The organism is Limnobacter sp. (genome assembly GCF_964228395.1).
Lineage (GTDB): Bacteria > Pseudomonadota > Gammaproteobacteria > Burkholderiales > Burkholderiaceae_B > Limnobacter.
The window spans coordinates 1-18,094 of sequence record NZ_CAXQZX010000118.1; the positions used below are offsets into that span (position 1 = coordinate 1).

The following is an 18,094-nucleotide window of genomic DNA, read 5'->3' on the forward strand; positions in this document are numbered from 1 at the left end:
TCCCTCACGCAAAGCCCGCAGGGGCTTTGCTCTTCTCCGCTTACAAAACAAAAAGCCCCGCTTTGCGGGGCTTTTTGTTTTGGCGGAGAAGGAGGGATTCGAACCCTCGAAGGGGTTGCCCCCTTACTTGATTTCGAGTCAAGCCGATTCAGCCACTCTCGCACTTCTCCAAAACTTTTGAGAGTCGCAAGTATACCCGAGCAAGTCTGTGTGGGGGCAAGTCCGCGCTCGCTTTGGTGCATGCACCATTTGGTTCACGCAAAAAGCAATGGTGCGCCGCACCAACTTATGTGATTTTCTTGAAACAAGGTGAATTCGCGCACTGTTTTCAGGCAACGCTGGCGATTTTGGCGCTGCAATATGGCTGGCACACTTAGTGCTTAGTCCTCCATGAGGCAAGGGCCAACGTGGGCCCATGCCACGAAGTACAAGCACATTCTGAATACCGGACAACGGCGTCCATCCCAGCCTTTCAAAGCCTGGTGATGTGCGCCGTTTTTTACTTCGATTTATTGTCAACGAGGACAACGCCATGAAAACCAAACCCGCGAACTCTTTAATTGAGTCCCCAGCCAGCATCAGCGCTTCGCAGCGGCGCCAATTCATCAAGCAGGGGGTGGCCCTATTCGGTGGTTCACTGCTTGCGGGGGCGGGTTTTCCATCCATCGTGATGGCGCAATCTACACAGCTTGAAACCACCAAAGCCAAGCTCGGCTTTATTGCCCTGTCGGATGCAGCGCCTTTGTTTGTGGCCGAGGAAAAAGGCTTCTTCAAAAAGCATGGCATGACCGATGTAGAAGTTGCCAAACAATCTTCCTGGGGCACCACCCGCGACAATCTGGTGCTGGGCTCTGCCAAAGGCGGTATTGATGGTGCGCACATCCTGACACCCATGCCCTACCTGCTCACGACTGGCGCAGTAACGGCCAACAATATTCCAGTTCCTATGGTGATTTTGGCCCGCCTCAACCTGGATGGCCAGGGCATCTCGGTGAGCAACGAATACATGGACCTCAAAATTGGCACCGGTTCTGCCGACTTCAAAAAGGGCTTGGAGCGCAAGAAAGCTACGGGCAAAGCACTGAATGCCGCCATGACCTTCCCGGGCGGCACGCACGACCTGTGGATCCGTTACTGGATGGCGGCGGGCGGCATCAACCCCAACAGCGATCTGTCCACCATCGTGGTGCCTCCGCCCCAAATGGTGGCCAATATGAAGGTGGGCAATATGGATGCCTTCTGCGTGGGCGAACCCTGGAACCTGCAACTGATTCACCAAAAAATTGGTTACTCGGCACTCACCACCGGCGAGTTGTGGGCCAACCACCCCGAAAAAGCGCTGGGCATGCGTGCCGACTATGTTGAGGCCAACCCCAACGCCAGCAAGGCTTTGCTCAAGGCCATCATGGAAGCGCAAATGTTCTGCGACGACCCCGCCAACAAAGAAGAAGTGGCCCGCATCTGCTCCTCGCGCAAATGGATCAACGCGCCAGTGGGCGACATCATCGAGCGCATGCAAGGCCACTTCGACTACGGCACAGGCAAGGTGGTTGAAAACAGCCCGCATGTAATGAAGTACTGGAAGAACCACACCTCTTACCCCTTCCAGAGCCATGACCTGTGGTTCATCACCGAAAACCAGCGCTGGGGCTATTTGCCATCCAAGCTGGATGCCCAGGCGCTGATCAAGAAGGTCAACCGCGAGGACATTTGGCGCGCTGCGGCCAAGGAGCTGGGTGTGGCCGCCAGCGACATTCCAAAGAGCACATCGCGCGGCATCGAGAAATTTTTCGACGGCAAGGTGTTTGACCCCGCCAACCCCAAAAAATACCTCGACAGCCTCGCCATCAAGGCCATGAAAGGTTAATCGTTTCGCATTGCACGATTGGAGATTCACATCATGATGAACACCGACACATTAAACAACTTGCATGCGGCCAGCCTGCCAGTTCCAGCCAAACCCCGCATCACGCCCTTGGTGCAAACGCGTTTCTTTAAACAACTCACCCAGGGCCTGGGCAAGCTGGTACCACCGGTGGTCATCATGGCCCTGCTTTTGCTGGTGTGGGAAATCCTTTGCAGCCAGGAAGGCGCGCGCCTGCCCTCGCCCAGCAAAGTGGTTAACGACACCTGGGAATTGATTGTGAACCCCTTCTTCTACAACGGCGGCACCGACGTGGGCATGGCTTGGCAAATACTGGCCAGCCTTGAACGTGTGGCCTACGGCTACTCGCTGGCGGTGCTGGTGGGGGTGGCCTTGGGTGTGCTGGTGGGCCAATCCACTTGGGCGCTGCGCGGGCTTGATCCCCTGTTTCAGGTGCTGCGCACTGTGCCCCCCCTGGCCTGGTTGCCGTTGTCACTGGCAGGCTTTCAAGACGGCAACCCTTCGGCCATTTTTGTGATCTTCATCACCGCCATTTGGCCCATCATCAACAACACCTCCGTGGGTATTCGCAACATCCCCGAGGACTATCGCAACGTGTCTCGCGTGATCCAGCTCAACTACCTGGAGTACTTCTGGAAAATCATGCTGCCCGCTGCAGCGCCTTACATCTTCTCGGGCTTGCGAATTGGAGTGGGTTTAAGCTGGCTGGCCATTGTGGCGGCAGAAATGCTGATTGGTGGCGTGGGCATTGGCTTCTTCATCTGGGATGCATGGAACAGCTCCCTCATCAGCGACATTGTGCTGGCCCTGGTTTACGTGGGCATCGTGGGGTTCATCCTCGATCGCTTGGTGGCCTTTGCTGGCAAAAAAATAACCCGCGGCACCAGCGCTGCCTAATGTACTCAGGAGAACCCATCATGACTCAGCGTTACCTCAGCATTTCCCAGGTCAATATGAACTTCGAGAAAAACGGTGTGGTCAACCCCGTGCTCAAAGACATCAACCTCGATGTAAACCGCGGCGAATACATTTCCCTCATTGGACACTCCGGTTGCGGCAAGTCCACCGTGCTCAACATCATCGCTGGCCTTCTAAAAGCCACCGATGGCGTGGTGATTGTCGACAACAAAGAGGTGAATGCCCCTGGCCCAGACCGCGCCTTGGTGTTTCAAAATCACTCGCTTTTGCCATGGCTCACCGTTTACCAAAACGTTGAACTGGCAGTGGACAAAATTTTCAAGCACAGCAAAACAGCAGCGGAACGCAAAGAATGGATATTGCACAATCTGGACATGGTGAACATGAGTCATGCACTTCACCGTCTACCCTCAGAAATTTCTGGTGGCATGAAACAACGTGTGGGCATTGCACGGGCCCTGGCCATGCAACCCAAAGTGCTGCTGCTTGATGAGCCCTTTGGCGCACTCGATGCACTCACCCGTGCCCATCTGCAAGATGAGGTGATGCGCATTCAGGGTGAACTGCAAAACACCGTGGTGATGATCACGCACGATGTGGACGAGGCTGTATTGCTATCCGACCGCATTGTGATGATGACCAACGGCCCCTCGGCCACCATTGGTCAAATTCTGAACATCGATCTGCCTCGCCCTCGCAATCGCGTGGCCCTCACCGATGATCCGCGCTACAACCACTATCGTCACGAGGTGCTCAGCTTCCTCTACGAAAAGCAGCGCAAGGTGGAAGACATCGGCAAGCACCGTCCACAAAAAGCAGAAGCAAAGAAGGCGGCGACGGCCTGAAATAATTTGACCTTCCTTCACAAAGGCCACCAGCAACGCTCGGTGGCCTTTTTGTTTAGGGTTTATACCTCGGTAATTACCCGCAAAAACAGCAAACATCAGGGTTTGCCACTATTCAGTTACCTCCCTCCAGTTATCACAATGTGGTGGCGTTGATACCTACAAAAACGTCCAACAGTCAAATTAATCCAAAGGAGGCAAAATGACTGATTCCGTGAACAACAACAAGCGTCGTGACTTTATCCGTGGCACTGCAGCCGCGGCTGTGGGAGCGGGCACATTGGGTTTCCCAATGATCGCCAAGGCACAGACAGTCAGCATGCGCTTCCAGAGCACATGGCCCCAAAAGGATATCTTTCACGAATACGCCACTGACTTCGCTGAGCGCGTCAACGCGATGTCTGGCGGCCGCCTGAAAATTGAAGTGCTGCCCGCAGGCTCCGTGGTTAAAGCCTTTGATCTGTTGGATGCTGTAAGCAAGGGCACCCTGGACGGTGGTCACGGTGTGATCGCTTACTGGTACGGCAAGAACCCAGCCGTGGCCCTGTGGGGATCTGGCCCAGCCTTTGGTATGGATGCCAACATGCTGCTGGCCTGGCACAACTACGGCGGCGGTAAAGAGCTGCTCGAAGAAATCTACGGCGAAATGAACATGGACGTGGTGTCTTTCATGACCGGTCCAATGCCCACCCAACCTCTGGGTTGGTTCAAAAAGCCAGTGACCAAGCCTGAAGATCTGAAAGGCCTAAAGTTCCGCACAGTGGGTCTGTCTGTGGACATGTTCACCAAGATGGGTGTGGCTGTTAACGCCCTGCCCGGTGGCGAAATCGTTCCTGCCATGGACCGTGGCCTGCTGGATGCCGCTGAATTCAACAACGCTTCTTCGGACCGCATTTTGGGCTTCCCCGATGTATCCAAGGTTTGCATGTTGCAATCGTTCCACCAGTCTTCTGAACAGTTTGAAATCATGTTCAACAAGACCAAGTACAACAAGCTGCCTGCAGAACTGAAGGCCATCATCAAGGCCGCGGCTGAAGCCTCTTCTGCCGACATGAGCTGGAAAGCGATTGACCGCTACTCCAAGGACTACATGGAAATGCAGAGCAAGCAGGGCGTGAAGTTCTACAAAACCCCTGACAGCATCCTGAAAGCTCAGCTGAAGGCCTGGGACGAAGTGGCCACTGAAAAGGCTGCCTCCAACCCCATGTTCAAGAAAGTGTTTGAGTCACAGCGCGCCTTTGCTGCACGCGCTGCCAAGTGGCAAAGCGACACCACAGTTGACTTCAAGATGGCTCAAGCCTTCTACGCACAAAAGAAATAATTCTAAAGGTAGTGAAGCCAACAGCCCCACAAGGGTTGTTGGCTTTTTTTTAATGAACCCGAGGTTCAAGCCATGCTCTCTTTCCTGCACGCCGTCGACAGACTTTCCACCAAGGTAGGCCACCTGTTCTCCTGGCTGATCGTTGCCCTTACCTTGATGATCTCTTACGAGGTGTTCACACGATATGCCCTCAATCACCCCAACCCGTGGGTGTTTGATATGTCGTATATTTTGTACGGCATTCACTTCATGATGGCTGGCGCCTACACTTTGGCCGCCAACGGCCATGTGCGTGGCGACATCATGTACGGTTTCTTTTCTGCACGAACCCAAGCCACACTCGACCTCATTCTGTACTTTGTATTCTTCTTGCCCGGCGTCATTGCGCTCACCTACGCAGGTTATTACTTCGCCGAAGACGCCTGGGTCATCAAAGAAATGTCGTCGACCACCGCCGATGGTCCGGCCATTTACCCCTTCAAAGCGTTCATCCCTTTGGCTGGTGCCTTCCTGCTATTTCAGGGCATTGTCGAGATCATCCGCTGCATCATTTGCATTCGTGACGGGGCATGGCCCAAGCGCGAGGATGATGTCGAAGAGGTCGATGTTGAAAAAATGAAGGCCATGGTTGGTCAGAAATAACAGGATAGAAACATGAAAAAAGAACTATATTTCGGCCTGTCCATCATGGGCCTCATTCTGCTGGGGCTGGTCATCGCCATGCCATCCCCTTCAGAGATGACCGATGGGCACCTGGGCTTGTTGATGTTGTCGCTGGTGGTGGTTGCCATCATGCTGGGTTTTCCAACCGCGTTCACACTCATGGGCATGGGCGTGATATTCACACTGTTTGCCTACGACTACAACGTCCAGAAAACGCTTGACCTCATGGTGCAGTCCACCTACAAGGTGATGACCAACGATGTGCTCATCTCGGTGCCCTTGTTTGTGTTCATGGGCTACTTGGTTGAACGCGCAAACCTCATTGAAAAGCTGTTCAAAGCCTTGCACCTTTCCTTGGCCAAGCTGCCTGGCGCGTTGGCCGTGGCCACCTTGATTACCTGCGCTATTTTTGCAACGGCCACAGGTATTGTGGGTGCGGTGGTTACCCTCATGGGCTTGCTTGCCATGCCAACCATGTTGAAGTCCGGCTATGACACCAAAATGGCCGCTGGCGCCATCACTGCGGGTGGTTGTTTGGGTATTTTGATCCCACCTTCAGTGTTGCTCATCGTGTATGGCGCCACCGCGGGCGTTTCTGTGGTGCAATTGTACGCAGGCGCGTTTTTCCCAGGCCTGATGCTTGCAGGCCTGTATGTCGGCTATGTAATGCTTCGGGCGAAGTTGAATCCTAAATGCGCACCGCCCTTGAGCGAAGAAGAGCGCAAAGTGAAGCTCACGCCAGTGCTTGAATCGCTGGAGCGAACCTACGGCACCAGCCGGGCTGTTGCAGCCTTGGTGGGCGGTCTCAAAGGCCGTCGCGAAGGTCACATCACAGGGTCCCAAGTGTTTGGTCAATTCTTTATTGCCCTGTTGCCCGGTTTGTTTGCAGCATTCATCCTGGGGCTGGTTTACACCAAGCTCACCGCTCCAGACGAAACACCTTTCGACGATTCAAGCCTGGTGTCCTTCGGTTCGGATTACAGCGCAAGCGGCGAAAAAACCTACGATTTCGGCTTTGACGAACCGAAAGCAGACGATGGTCTTGCTGAGCCAGCTGGCGCCGAAACCTCCGAAGCAGTGGCAGACGCGCCCGCGCTGGCTGAACCACCGGCTGAAGAAGCTGCACCTGCCGCCGCTGACAACGAACGAAAGCAAGCCCCAACTGGTTACTGGATTGCCTTTGCAATCACACTGGCCTACTTCGTGTTGTGGTATTTCCGCTTGAGTTTCCAAAAGCTGGAAATTTTCAAGATGCTGCTCACTTCCTTCTTCCCGCTGGCGGTGCTTATTTTGGCGGTGCTGGGCAGTATTGTGTTTGGCTTGGCCACGCCTTCAGAGGCAGCGGCTGTGGGTGCACTGGGCGGCTTCTTGTTGGCGGCAGGTTACCGTCAGCTTAACTTCAAGGTGCTGCAGGAGTCCTCTTACCTCACCGCCAAAACCAGCGCCATGGTGTGCTGGCTGTTTGTGGGTTCCTCCATTTTTTCTGCCGCGTTTGCCTTGCTGGGTGGTCAGGAACTGGTCGAGCAGTGGGTGCTGTCTCTGGGCCTCACACCCATTCAGTTCTTGCTGTTGTCCCAAGTCATTATTTTCTTGCTGGGTTGGCCTCTGGAATGGACAGAGATCATCGTGATCTTCATGCCCATCTTTATTCCCTTGTTGCCGCATTTTGGTGTGGACCCGCTGTTCTTCGGTCTGTTGGTTGCACTCAACCTGCAAACCGCGTTCCTGTCGCCTCCTGTGGCCATGGCAGCCTTTTATCTCAAAGGTGTATCGCCACCCGGGGTTACACTCAACCAGATCTTCATGGGCATGATTCCCTTCATGCTGATCCAGATTCTGGCCATGTTCATTCTGTATGTGTTCCCACAGATTGGCATGTGGTTGCCACAGGTGTTGTACCGCTAACTTGCTTTGACCTGTTAGCACACAAAAAAACGCCAGCATTTGCTGGCGTTTTTTTATGCCCGAACAAACCGGGCTAAAACCACTGACGCGTTATTGAACCCCCACCGGCGCAGGGCGTGTGCCGGTGATGGCCTCCAACACATTCAGCAGGGTTTCCTGCGAAGGCTGCTCAGGTGCGGCGTTGGTGGCTGCCTCCATCGCGGCCTTCACACGGCTGTTAAATTCACCAATCGTGGTCAGGTTAATGGGCTTCTCTTGGTAGAAAGGCGATGGCTCAATGGCAGGTGGTCGGCGGTGCTTGGTGCGTTGCTCATAATCAAAGGCAATGCCCAAGCCGTTGCCTTCATCAAAGCGCCTCACAAAAATTTCCATGCCCCTGGGCACACCCACCGAATTATCGAACCCCACGGGCACCACAATCGAACCCATTTGCGTGGTAGAACCAAAATCGCAGGTGCGCCCGCCCTGTGGGCCAGGGCTTAACACCAAGGCATCCAAACGAACCTGGTTTGTGGGCAACGGTGTTGTGGTGTTGGTAGAACCAAAGGGGCGAATGGTGTTGGCCTCCAGCCCGTCCATCACGCGCGTGGCATACACACGCTGCGCTTCAATGGCATCCAATTGGGCTGCGGTGGGCTTTTGGGTGGCGTCGCCCGTGGCAGTAACAGCGACCAACCCAGCTGTACGTGGCCCCACCCGCAAGGTTTCCAAAATGCCGTCCATGCCCATGCATTGCAAGTCGGCGGCAGAACTGGCACCCAAGGTGCTGGTGAGGCATCGCCGAGGGCTCTTGCCGCCATCGCGGAAAAACTCACGGAAATACTGGTTCACATCGTAGTGCCCCGACCCCGCGCCCCGGCTTGCATACGCAGGCAGATAGACATCGTACAACTCAGCCCCTGCGTCTTGCATCACCTTCAGCGCCTCGTTGATCAACACGCCCTGGGTGCTACCCTGCGCGGCTGGCGTGGTACTGGTTCCCAACTGGCGAATCACGCCAATTTTGCGGCCTTTCAAACCATGCATGCCTGGGTTCAGGTATTTGAGGTAACCCTGCGTGGGCGACAAATAATTGTTCCTGGTGATGAAATCTTTGTACAGCAACACATCGGGGTCGTCCTCAAAGAAGTGGGGATCTTCTTGAGGCGTTGGCATGTACGACATGGCCGTCAACATCAACGCCGCATCGCGCACGTTGCGAACCATTGGCCCGCCGGTGTCTCGAATGTGCGAAAGCGGAAAAATGCCTTTTCTGGACACCACACCAATGCTGGGCCGTATGCCCACCAAGCCATTCACGGACGAGGGGTGACGAATAGACTGGCAAGTGTCACTGCCAGTGCCCATCAATGCAAAGTTAGATGCAATGGCTGCCCCTGTGCCCGATGAAGAACCCGCCGAGCTTTCCCGAGTGTTATACGGGTTGGTCACCAACACCGTGCGGCCTGAAAACCCGGTTGTGAAATAAGCAAACTCATCCATCTGCGCTTTGCCCAGAATAATGGCGCCCGCTTTGCGCAGACCAATCACCGAAGGCGCATCGCGACCCGCCGTGTGCCCTAGCATCGAAGGCGAGGCCGAGGTAGAGGCATGGTCGAACGTGTCGTAGTTGTCTTTCAACAAAACCGGTATGCAGTGCAGGTAGCGCTTGCCAATGCCACCTTCGGCTTTGTAAAGCGCATCCAACTGCTTGGCCTGTTCAAGCACCTTGGGGTTAATGGCCAATACCGCGCTAATAGGCAAACCACCGTTGGGCTGGGGGTTGTCGTTGTACTGGTAAATGCGTTCAATGTACATTTTGACCAGCGTTTCACAGGTCAGCTTGTTGGTGCTGGTGGCCAGCTTGTATTTGCCTGCAAAAGCATCGTGCACGCGCTGCACATCGGCTTCAACCAAATCAAACACGGGCAGATTAAAAAAATCAGTGCCGGCTGTTCCAGGGGGCCCTTGTTCACCTTGTGGTCCTGGGGGGCCTTGCTCTCCCTGCTGCCCTGGGGGCCCTTGCTCTCCCTGCTGCCCTGGAGGCCCTTGCTCACCCTGTGGCCCTGCTGGGCCCGGAGCACCCTGTTCCCCGTTGCTTCCCTGGCCAGAGCCAGATCCATCGGCATTTCCAAGGGCATTGCCCTCCACACGCGCCGAACCATCGGCCGGGTTGGAGGCATCTTCTGTGCAGGCGGCCAAGCCCAAAGACACTGCCAGCAGTAGCGGTATAAACTTTGCCATTTTTGTTACCCATGAGTTACATAACATCACTCACTGGGCAATAAACGTACCTGCATAAAAAGTCCGTTTCGGCAAAAATCCGGCACTTCAAGGGTGCGATTCACACAACACTTACACCCCTCCTTGTCGTCATTGTTACACCCCTCCCCGCCTTTCAATGGTGCAGCGCACCAACAACAAGCTCACCTATTCAGTGCAGTAAAAATGCATTTAAACAAAAATAACAATGTGTTTTGAGCCTCATTTTTGGTCTTTGGATTTTGCAACTTTTTGTAACATCTCAACATGTAGATGCAAAGCCTCGTGAACGCTCCAGCCTCACTTGGGGTAGTTCCAAACGGTTAAAAGGCACATTGTTGCTCTGAACACGTCAACCCGAGGGACCCAGCCATGACCATCATCGGCACGGCAGATCATCCAGTACCGCTGGACACCATGCTCTCGGACCCCACATGGCCTGAAGAAGCAAAGCGCCAGGTAACAGGAGCTGTCACGGGGCAATCGCCGTTCAACCCAGATCTGATTTTGCTCGTCGATGACGACCCAGACACCTTGCTGGCCCTTGGCAAAGCACTGCGCCCCGCTTTTCCAAAAATCATCGCCACTTCGAACCCACGAGAAGCGGTCGCCCTGGCAAAGCGCCATTTGCCCGGGGTGGTCGTTTGCGATCAAAGGATGCCCGAACTCAGTGGCACCGATGTGCTCGCCGCCGTCTCTGATGTATCGCCCAACACGGCCAGGGTCATGCTCACAGGGTTTAGCCATACCGCTTGCGTGATTGAAGCAGTCAACCGTGGGCATGTTCACCGCTATTTTTTGAAGCCCGTGGACATCGAGCTTCTTGGTCTCAATCTGAAAGAGCTCTGCGACCTGGGCAGGCAAACACTTGAACTTCAACTTTTGATGCGAAAGATGAATACTCGAGCAGAAGAGTTGGACATGCTCAATAACACCCTGGAACATTGCATACGCGAACGCAGCAGGGAATTGGAGCAAGCCAAACTTTTTCTGGATGTATCGCGTCGCGAAAAAAAAGCCCAATACCTGAGTGCCGTCAAGGTGTTTTCCGGGCTTACGGAACTGCGCTCCCCCCCTTTGAGCCAGCACAGCAAGCGCGTGGCAGAATTGGCTCGGCTAGTGGCCATTGAGCTGCAATGCGACAGCGACCTGGTGCAGCAAATTTACATTGCAGGGCTTCTTCATGATGTTGGCAAAATTGGCCTGTGCGATGAGGCGCTGTTTACCGCTGCTGGCAAGCTCGGCAACGATGTGCGTGCCCATTTGATGACCCATGCAAGCAAAGGGCAAGCCTTGTTTGCCGGATTGGTCGACATGGAGCCGGTGGCCACCATGATTCGCCATCACCATGAACGCTTTGATGGCTATGGTTATCCCGATGGAATCCTGAAAGATGTCATTCCGTTGGGATCACGAATATTGGCGATTGCCGAAGACTACGACGAATTACAAATGGGCTGGCTGGCGCCCAAAAAACTCACCGAGCAGGAGGCTGCCGCCTTTCTGCACAAAGGCGCTGGAAGCCGGTATGACCCCGATGTCATCGAAGTACTTGGACACGCGCTTGAGAAACTTCGAGCCGCACCCAAACTGGAGGAACGATTAATCAGCGGAGGCGACTTGCGGGTGGGGCAGACACTGTCTAGAGATTTTATTGGTCCTGACGGCTACCTTTGGCTGGCCCGGGACAAAGCCGTCAGCAACCACTTCATCAACCTGGTCCGTGAGCATGAATCACTCAGCGGCAAACCGCTGAAGGTTTACATACATCGACTCAAGCGAGCTGGCACTTCCCGGTGAGCCATTCTTCACACCATGCGGACCCCTTCCATGAACTTGAGCGACACACCCCAAACAAACGACTCACCGGCACCCTTGATTCACGGCTTCACGGGTGTCGTCAACCCCAACAAGCCCTCGCGATTCAAAGTTCTTCTGGTTGACCAAGACAGCAATACCATCAATGCCTTACGTAAGGTGTTCAGCCTCGAACCCTACGACCTCCTATACACCGTCAACGCGCGGGAAGCCATTTCCATGGCCAAACGGGACAAACCCGCCGTTATTCTGTGTTCGCTTGAATTGTTTGAAATGTCTGGCGTGGACCTACTTCAAGCGGTTGGAGAAATGGCTCCACACACCTGCCGAGTGCTGATGTTCAACGATGCATCCGCCAGCACCCTGACGGACGCAATCAACCTGGGGAGGGTCGACTATTTGATTCAGAAGCCCTGGCAGGATGACGCACTTCGTCAAACCATCAGCGACTTGACCCAGCGATTCCAGAAACGTGTGGAGGACGAACAGCGTCAACAATTACAAGCAGATCATGTGTATTGCCTTGAGCAACTTCAAGAGGAGTTGCAGCAAAAGGTCAGCGAGCGGATTGAGGATATTCGCCAAGTTAACGCATTGCTCGACCAATCCAGAAAAGAAATCAAACTTCAATATCTCAGTGCAATCCGCGTATTTTGCAACTTCATGGAGCTGCGCTCCCCTGCACTGGCCGCCCACTCGCGGCGAGTGGCCGATCTCAGCAGGATCATCGCGCAACACATGAATCTCGAGGAGCACGAAATTCAGTCCGTGTACATTGCAGGCCTGCTGCATGACATTGGCAAAATTGGCCTACCCGACCGCACACTGTTCACCCCCTTCGCAAGCCTTGATGGGGAAGCGCAATCAGCTTTGCTGCGTCACCCCATTCGAGCACAAACCGTGTTCATGAACCTGCCAGACATGGCTGAAATAAGCACCCTGATTCGACACCATCACGAGCGCTTTGATGGGCAAGGATTCCCCGATGGTCTCCAAGCTGATGCCATTCCACTGGGCTCACGGATCATTGCTGTGGCAGAAGACTTTGACGAACTACAGGAAGGCTGGCTGGCTCAACAACAACTTAATTCAAAGGACGCTCAACAATTTATTCAAGCAGCCGCTGGAAGGCGCTACGACCCGAGCGTTGTACGCGTTTTGGCCAAAGCACTGGTTGAATTCGCCAGTGTACCCATGGCACATGAAACGCTTGTCACCGCCAAAAATCTCACTGTGGGTGCCGTGCTGGCCCGCGATTTTGTTGGGCCTGATGGCTACCCATGGGGTCGCAAAGACGATGTGGTCGATTCGCGAATGTTGCACAAGTTTAGAGACGGGGAGCGGGTCATCGGGCACCCGCTGAAAATTTATATTCTCAAGCCTCGGGCACTCAAGATACAGAACTGATCAGGATTCGAATCAGGAAGACCATCAAAAAAAATACCCGCCACAAGGGCGGGTATTTTTTGTTTGGCGGAAGCTCAGGGATTCGAACCCTGGAGGGGCTCACACCCCTGCCGGTTTTCAAGACCGGTGCATTCAACCGCTCTGCCAAGCTTCCATGGCGCGTATTATACCCACATTCATGGGCAGCGTAGCTTGCTGGGGGTGGTTTATTGCGCCGCTGCGTTATTTAGGCCCAAGCGTTTTTTCATGGCACGCATGGACACATAGGCCAACACTGCAATGGTGGGAATGGCCACGGCGATGGCCAGGTCGGGCGACACCGGCACCCCGGCGAACTTCAGCCCCTTGGCCAAATACCCCACCAGGCTGGATCCGTAGTACGAAATGGCGACAATCGACAAGCCTTCCACGGTTTCCTGCAAACGCAACTGCACTTTGGCCCGGCGATCCATGCTGGTGAGTAGTCGCTGGTTTTGGCTCTCACGCTCAATTTCTACCCGGGTACGCAACAACTGGGTAATTCTCGAAATTCTGGAGGCCAACTCATCCTGCCGCCGCGCTGTCCAGGTACAGGTCTTCATGGCAGGCCCCAAGCGGCGATCCATGAATTCGCCAAAGGTTTGCATGCCGGTCATGGGAATTTCTTTTAATTCGGTGATGCGCTTTTTCACCAGATCGGTGTACGCTTCCGCCGCAGTAAACCGCACCCGGTTCTCCGCACTCAATTGCTCCACCTTGGCCGCCAAGTCAGTCAGCTGGCTCAACAAATTGCGATCCATTTCAAGGTCTTCGGCGGTCACCTCAGCCAAGTCTTCCGATTTGCTGGTGGCAGCCATTTCAGAGGCCAGGCGAACCAGTTGATCTTCATAGGACGACAACTTTGGCAACGTGGCACGCGCCACAGGGAAACTCAACAAGGCCATCATGCGATAGGTTTCCATCTCGATGGCCCGTTGCACCACCCGACCCAGTTGGCGAGAACCCATTTTTAGATTGCAAATCAACACACGCGTGGCGCCACGGTCTGCGATCCGCAAGTCCGAAAACGCCTGCCCTGCCCCATTGGCAATCATGCCGCCGATCAAGGTGTTGCCATCAAAATAACCTGCCACACTGCGTGGCTCGCGCGGGCTATCGGTTTTTTGCACAAACAATTCTATGGCCACCAGCATCAAACCGGGCAAGCTGGCCATCCAGCTGGGGGGCAAGCGCCGAGTAACCGGCCTGTCAAACACAATGGCGTGGTCGGCACGCTCAAAAAAGGTCAGGGTCACAAATTCGTTGTGGCGCTCAAGCCTTAAACGCAAAGCGGCTTCGCCGCCACACAAATTCAGGCTCACCTGGGGAGCTGCCAACTCCTCATTTTGTACAGGCTTGCTGCCACAGTATTCAATCAAGGCCTGCAGCTGCTCCACCAAAGCGTCGCTCACATCCCCTTGCACCAACAAGGCAATGTGAAACACCCGCTCTTGCGGCCAAAGGGCCTCGGTGGGGCGGGAATGCACTTCATCGTTCAGGGCCTGCCGCAACGGGTAGGCCTGTGGCAATAGGTTGCTTTTGTTCATGAAAATCAGCGGGAGCAGTTCAACTTCTGTCCCGAATGTCAGGCCAGGCCTTCATGAGGTAATAGCACATCGACCACACGGTGAGCACCGCTGCAATCCATATGCACAAAGTGCCCAGCAAGTGGAAATTCAATCCATTCCAGGTCTCGTTGGCGAGCAACATCGGAATGGCCACCATTTGGGCAATGGTTTTAAGTTTGCCCAACCAGTTCACAGCCACGCTGTTGCGCGCACCAATGCTGGCCATCCACTCACGCAGGGCAGAAATTGTGATTTCGCGGCCAATAATAATGAGCGCAATGAACGGGCCAATTCGCCCCAAATCGACCAACACAATCAGGGCGGCACCCACCATCAACTTGTCAGCCACCGGGTCCAGAAAGGCGCCAAAAGCCGAGGTTTGATTCCAGCGGCGGGCCAGGTAACCATCCACCGCATCGGTAATCGCCGCAACAATGAAAATCCATGCCCCCACCCAGTTCTGGGTGGTAATCGACATCACAGTGTCTGGCAAAAAGTAAACGCCCACCACCAAGGGGATCAGAACAATCCGAATCCAGGTGAGGAACATGGGCAGGTTCAATGGCATAGTTTTTTATTCTGTTTGGTAAAGTGCATGCACCAGAGTTTCAGAATATATCAGCGTGCACCCGATTTGGGCGACACTTCCCTAGTGCAGGCGTCGATAAATTTCCTCTGCGAGGGTTTTGGAGATTCCTTCCACTGTCAGCAAATCCTCAATGCTGGCGGCTTTCACGCCGCGCAAACCACCAAACCGGCTTAACAACTTTTGTTTGCGCTTGGCGCCAATGCCCTCAATTTCATCCAGGGCTGAGGCCTGCCGAGCCTTGGCACGTTTGGCTCGCATGCCGGTGATGGCAAATCGGTGAGCCTCATCGCGAATTTGTGCAATCAACATCAAGGCTGGGTGACCCGGGCCAAGTTCAAGGCTGGGCCGTCCATCTGGAAACACCAGGGTTTCAAGACCCACTTTGCGGTTCTCCCCCTTCTTCACGCCCACAATCAGGCCCACGTCCAGGCCCAACTCCACAAATACCTGGCGAACCACTTCAATTTGCCCTTTGCCACCGTCAATTAACACCACATGCGGCATGGCAATCGGTGCCTTGCCCTCACGCTGGTAGCGACGGGTAACCGCTTGCCGCATGGCCGCATAATCGTCGCCCGGGGTAATGCCATCAATGTTGTAGCGGCGATATTCGCGGCTTTGCATGTCATGGTTGTGAAACACCACACACGAGGCCTGCGTGGCCTCCCCCGCCGTGTGTGAAATATCAAAACACTCCACGCGCAAGGTAGCCAGCACGTCAATAGAAGCCAGCTCCTCTGGCACAGCGGCGGCGTCGACTGTACTGATGGCGCCACCCGTAGATGCAGCGCCACCCACGCCAATTTCAAGACCCACGGCTTGTTGCTGAAGCTCCTCTTCAAGCCTGGACTCCAAGCCCAACAATTCCACCAAGGCCCGCGTTCTAAACTGAGCCGAGCCCTGCTCGGCCAGTCGCCGCTCCAGGGCAATCATCGCATTGTCCACGGCCATGTCGAGCCACTTGCGCCGCTCGCTTTGCGGCTGGCGAATCAAGGTGATTTTTTTTCCAGCCTGCTCCGAGAGCGCCATCATCAGTTCTGGGGCATCCAGATCCTGGTTGACAATCAGCAAGCTTGGTATTGGACGATCCACATAGGCCTGGCTCAAAAAGGCCTCAAGCACCTCGGGGCCAACGTCTTCAGAAGCCTGCACCACACTGGGAAACAATGGCTTGTCACCCAGGTGGCGTCCGCCACGTACCATGGCCAGGTTCACGCACACCGCCCCGCCCTTCACCACCACGGCAACAATGTCGGCATCGTCGTCTCCACCCGTGGTGTCCACGCTTTGCTTTTGCAACACCCGGCTAAGGGCCGAAATTTGATTGCGGTAAACAGCCGCCTTCTCAAATTCCAACAAAGCGCTGGCTTCCAGCATTTTTTCCTCGAGCTCGGCCAGCACACTGCGATGGTCGCCCCGTAAAAAACGGGAAGCAGCGGCCACATCGCGGGCGTAATCTTCGGGGCTAATGTGGCCCACACACGGCGCACTGCACCTCTGAATTTGCGCTTGCAAACAAGGCCGCGAGCGATGTGCAAACACTGTGTCTTCACAAGTGCGTAACAAAAACACGCGTTGCAGCACCTGGATGCTTTCTTTGACAGCCCATGCGTTTGGAAACGGGCCAAAAAACTGCGAGCGCTTGTCCACCGCACCCCGGTAGTAAGCCACGCGGGGGTACTTGTGGTTGGTGATCCTTAAGTAGGGATAACTTTTGTCGTCGCGAAACAAAATGTTGTAACGCGGGTTCAGGCTTTTGATGAGATTGTTCTCAAGCAGCAAAGCCTCCGCCTCGGTGCGGGTGGGCGTTACATCCACCCTGACGATGCGTTCCACCATGTGAGCCGTACGCGGGCTTGCATGGGTTTTCTGAAAATACGACGACACCCGCTTCTTTAAATTTTTCGCCTTGCCCACGTACATCACAACACCTTGGGCGTCGATCATGCGGTACACACCGGGGCGTGTGGTGAGGTCTTTCAAAAACGCTGCAAGGTCAAAGGTATCTTGCTGCACGGTTGGCGTTTCGGCGGAGCTGCTGTTGAGGGAATCGTCCATGCCAAACGCAACTTAAGCAGGCAAATAATCGGCAATGGTTTGCAACACCGCCTCGAACATGGGTGTGGTCAAGCGACCAGTTTGGGTGTTGTAGCGGCTCACATGGTAGCTGTCAAACAAGCGCAGAGTGCCCAGCTCGTGCTGTGCACCATGGGCAAACTTAAACGCACTTTGCTTGTGGCCTGTGGCTTTGAGCACGGCTTGATGCGCCACCAAGCCCAGGGCCAAAATGGCCTTGGGTGGATGCCGGCGCAGTTCGCTTGCAATAAAAGTGTTGCAGGTTTTTATTTCTGCCGGTGTGGGTTTGTTCTCAGGCGGCACACATTTTACTGCGTTGCTCACCCGGGCATTCAGCAATTGCAGGCCGTCGCCCACCGCAAGCGACTGCGCCTTGTTTGCAAAACCAAATTTGTTCAGGGAGCTATACAACAACTCGCCACAAAAATCACCAGTAAAAGGCCGGCCACTGCGGTTGGCACCATGCAAGCCGGGGGCAAGACCCACAATCAGCAGCTGAGCGCTGGCAGGCCCAAACGGAGGCACCGGGCCGTTGAAGTGATCCGGAAATTTCGCACGGTTCTGCTCATGAAAAGCGTGCAAACGCGGGCAGGCCGTACAGTGAACATCAAACAGCTCTGCAGGCCATGCCTGGTCTGTGGGCCGTGGTACCCAGGCAGCGCCAGGTGACCACAGTGCAGCTTGTTTGGTGTCGTGAGTCATTGCTCAACCCAAAGCCTTGCGGGCATTCCAGAACAAACGCATCCATGGCGAGTACTCGCCTTCACCCTGCGGCGCCCAGCTCATTTGAACCGTGCGGAACACGCGCTCAGGGTGCGGCATCATGATGGTGAATCGGCC

Annotated in this window: 14 protein-coding genes and 2 tRNA genes; 8 read left to right on the forward strand and 8 right to left on the reverse strand. The window is 54.8% G+C overall.

Translation table 11 applies throughout. The annotated features are described in order from the left end of the window. Positions 1-80: 80 nt before the first annotated feature. A tRNA-Ser gene (locus ACEQU8_RS09555) sits at positions 81-170 on the reverse strand. A gap of 362 nt (positions 171-532) precedes the next feature. Here ACEQU8_RS09555 and ACEQU8_RS09560 point away from each other — a divergent pair. From ACEQU8_RS09560 to ACEQU8_RS09585, 6 genes are all read left to right on the forward strand, one after another. Then, positions 533-1,867 (forward strand): CmpA/NrtA family ABC transporter substrate-binding protein, encoded by a 1,335-nt coding sequence (locus ACEQU8_RS09560; protein ID WP_370263191.1) that lies wholly within the window; start codon positions 533-535, stop codon positions 1,865-1,867. A 33-nt stretch (positions 1,868-1,900) separates the two neighbouring features. Beyond that, positions 1,901-2,782, forward strand: a complete 882-nt coding sequence (gene ntrB / locus ACEQU8_RS09565) for a nitrate ABC transporter permease (RefSeq protein WP_370263193.1) — start codon at positions 1,901-1,903, stop codon at positions 2,780-2,782. A gap of 20 nt (positions 2,783-2,802) precedes the next feature. After that, positions 2,803-3,648 (forward strand): ABC transporter ATP-binding protein, encoded by an 846-nt coding sequence (locus ACEQU8_RS09570; RefSeq protein WP_370263194.1) that lies wholly within the window; start codon positions 2,803-2,805, stop codon positions 3,646-3,648. 202 nt (positions 3,649-3,850) lie between these two features. Further along, positions 3,851-4,969 carry a TRAP transporter substrate-binding protein gene (locus tag ACEQU8_RS09575; protein ID WP_370263195.1) on the forward strand — a complete coding sequence of 373 codons (1,119 nt, stop codon included), beginning with the start codon at positions 3,851-3,853 and terminating at the stop codon, positions 4,967-4,969. A gap of 72 nt (positions 4,970-5,041) precedes the next feature. Beyond that, positions 5,042-5,611, forward strand: a complete 570-nt coding sequence (locus tag ACEQU8_RS09580; protein ID WP_370263197.1) for a TRAP transporter small permease subunit — start codon at positions 5,042-5,044, stop codon at positions 5,609-5,611. 12 nt (positions 5,612-5,623) lie between these two features. Continuing rightward, positions 5,624-7,537 (forward strand): TRAP transporter large permease subunit, encoded by a 1,914-nt coding sequence (locus ACEQU8_RS09585; protein WP_370263198.1) that lies wholly within the window; start codon positions 5,624-5,626, stop codon positions 7,535-7,537. Between the two features lie 90 nt (positions 7,538-7,627). Here the strand turns inward: ACEQU8_RS09585 and ACEQU8_RS09590 are convergent, their stop codons facing one another. Continuing rightward, a complete protein-coding gene (locus tag ACEQU8_RS09590) occupies positions 7,628-9,760 on the reverse strand; it encodes an amidase family protein (protein ID WP_370263199.1) in 2,133 nt (710 codons plus the stop codon). Between the two features lie 390 nt (positions 9,761-10,150). Between ACEQU8_RS09590 and ACEQU8_RS09595 the strand changes: the two genes are divergently transcribed. Beyond that, positions 10,151-11,578 (forward strand): HD domain-containing phosphohydrolase, encoded by a 1,428-nt coding sequence (locus ACEQU8_RS09595; protein ID WP_370263201.1) that lies wholly within the window; start codon positions 10,151-10,153, stop codon positions 11,576-11,578. A gap of 30 nt (positions 11,579-11,608) precedes the next feature. Beyond that, the gene (locus ACEQU8_RS09600) at positions 11,609-13,003 is read left to right on the forward strand and encodes an HD domain-containing phosphohydrolase (RefSeq protein WP_370263203.1); all 1,395 of its coding nucleotides are present in this window, start codon (positions 11,609-11,611) and stop codon (positions 13,001-13,003) included. 64 nt (positions 13,004-13,067) lie between these two features. On the opposite strand, the gene ACEQU8_RS09605 is transcribed toward ACEQU8_RS09600, so the two are convergent. The 6 genes from ACEQU8_RS09605 to ACEQU8_RS09630 form a co-directional block, all read right to left on the reverse strand. After that, positions 13,068-13,157 (reverse strand) — tRNA-Ser (locus tag ACEQU8_RS09605). Positions 13,158-13,209: 52 nt separating this feature from the next. Beyond that, on the reverse strand, positions 13,210-14,568 hold the full coding sequence (locus ACEQU8_RS09610) for a DUF3422 family protein (RefSeq protein WP_370263204.1): 1,359 nt from the start codon (positions 14,566-14,568) through the stop codon (positions 13,210-13,212). Positions 14,569-14,587: 19 nt separating this feature from the next. Further along, positions 14,588-15,157 (reverse strand): CDP-diacylglycerol--glycerol-3-phosphate 3-phosphatidyltransferase, encoded by a 570-nt coding sequence (gene pgsA / locus ACEQU8_RS09615; RefSeq protein WP_370263205.1) that lies wholly within the window; start codon positions 15,155-15,157, stop codon positions 14,588-14,590. A gap of 81 nt (positions 15,158-15,238) precedes the next feature. Further along, positions 15,239-17,236 carry an excinuclease ABC subunit UvrC gene (gene uvrC, locus ACEQU8_RS09620; RefSeq protein WP_370263207.1) on the reverse strand — a complete coding sequence of 666 codons (1,998 nt, stop codon included), beginning with the start codon at positions 17,234-17,236 and terminating at the stop codon, positions 15,239-15,241. 12 nt (positions 17,237-17,248) lie between these two features. Continuing rightward, positions 17,249-17,956: a uracil-DNA glycosylase gene (locus ACEQU8_RS09625; RefSeq protein WP_370263208.1), complete on the reverse strand. Its 708-nt coding sequence runs from the start codon at positions 17,954-17,956 to the stop codon at positions 17,249-17,251. A gap of 3 nt (positions 17,957-17,959) precedes the next feature. After that, on the reverse strand, positions 17,960-18,094 hold a 135-nt coding region (locus tag ACEQU8_RS09630; RefSeq protein WP_370263209.1), incomplete at its 5' end, for a phosphoribosylformylglycinamidine synthase subunit PurQ.

Coding starts and splice junctions, on each gene's coding strand:
- ACEQU8_RS09560 (WP_370263191.1), top strand. CDS start 533: ATGAAAACCAAACCCGCGAACTCTTTAATTGAGTCCCCAGCCAGCATC.
- ntrB (WP_370263193.1), top strand. CDS start 1,901: ATGATGAACACCGACACATTAAACAACTTGCATGCGGCCAGCCTGCCA.
- ACEQU8_RS09570 (WP_370263194.1), top strand. CDS start 2,803: ATGACTCAGCGTTACCTCAGCATTTCCCAGGTCAATATGAACTTCGAG.
- ACEQU8_RS09575 (WP_370263195.1), top strand. CDS start 3,851: ATGACTGATTCCGTGAACAACAACAAGCGTCGTGACTTTATCCGTGGC.
- ACEQU8_RS09580 (WP_370263197.1), top strand. CDS start 5,042: ATGCTCTCTTTCCTGCACGCCGTCGACAGACTTTCCACCAAGGTAGGC.
- ACEQU8_RS09585 (WP_370263198.1), top strand. CDS start 5,624: ATGAAAAAAGAACTATATTTCGGCCTGTCCATCATGGGCCTCATTCTG.
- ACEQU8_RS09590 (WP_370263199.1), bottom strand. CDS start 9,760: ATGGCAAAGTTTATACCGCTACTGCTGGCAGTGTCTTTGGGCTTGGCC.
- ACEQU8_RS09595 (WP_370263201.1), top strand. CDS start 10,151: ATGACCATCATCGGCACGGCAGATCATCCAGTACCGCTGGACACCATG.
- ACEQU8_RS09600 (WP_370263203.1), top strand. CDS start 11,609: ATGAACTTGAGCGACACACCCCAAACAAACGACTCACCGGCACCCTTG.
- ACEQU8_RS09610 (WP_370263204.1), bottom strand. CDS start 14,568: ATGAACAAAAGCAACCTATTGCCACAGGCCTACCCGTTGCGGCAGGCC.
- pgsA (WP_370263205.1), bottom strand. CDS start 15,157: ATGCCATTGAACCTGCCCATGTTCCTCACCTGGATTCGGATTGTTCTG.
- uvrC (WP_370263207.1), bottom strand. CDS start 17,236: ATGGACGATTCCCTCAACAGCAGCTCCGCCGAAACGCCAACCGTGCAG.
- ACEQU8_RS09625 (WP_370263208.1), bottom strand. CDS start 17,956: ATGACTCACGACACCAAACAAGCTGCACTGTGGTCACCTGGCGCTGCC.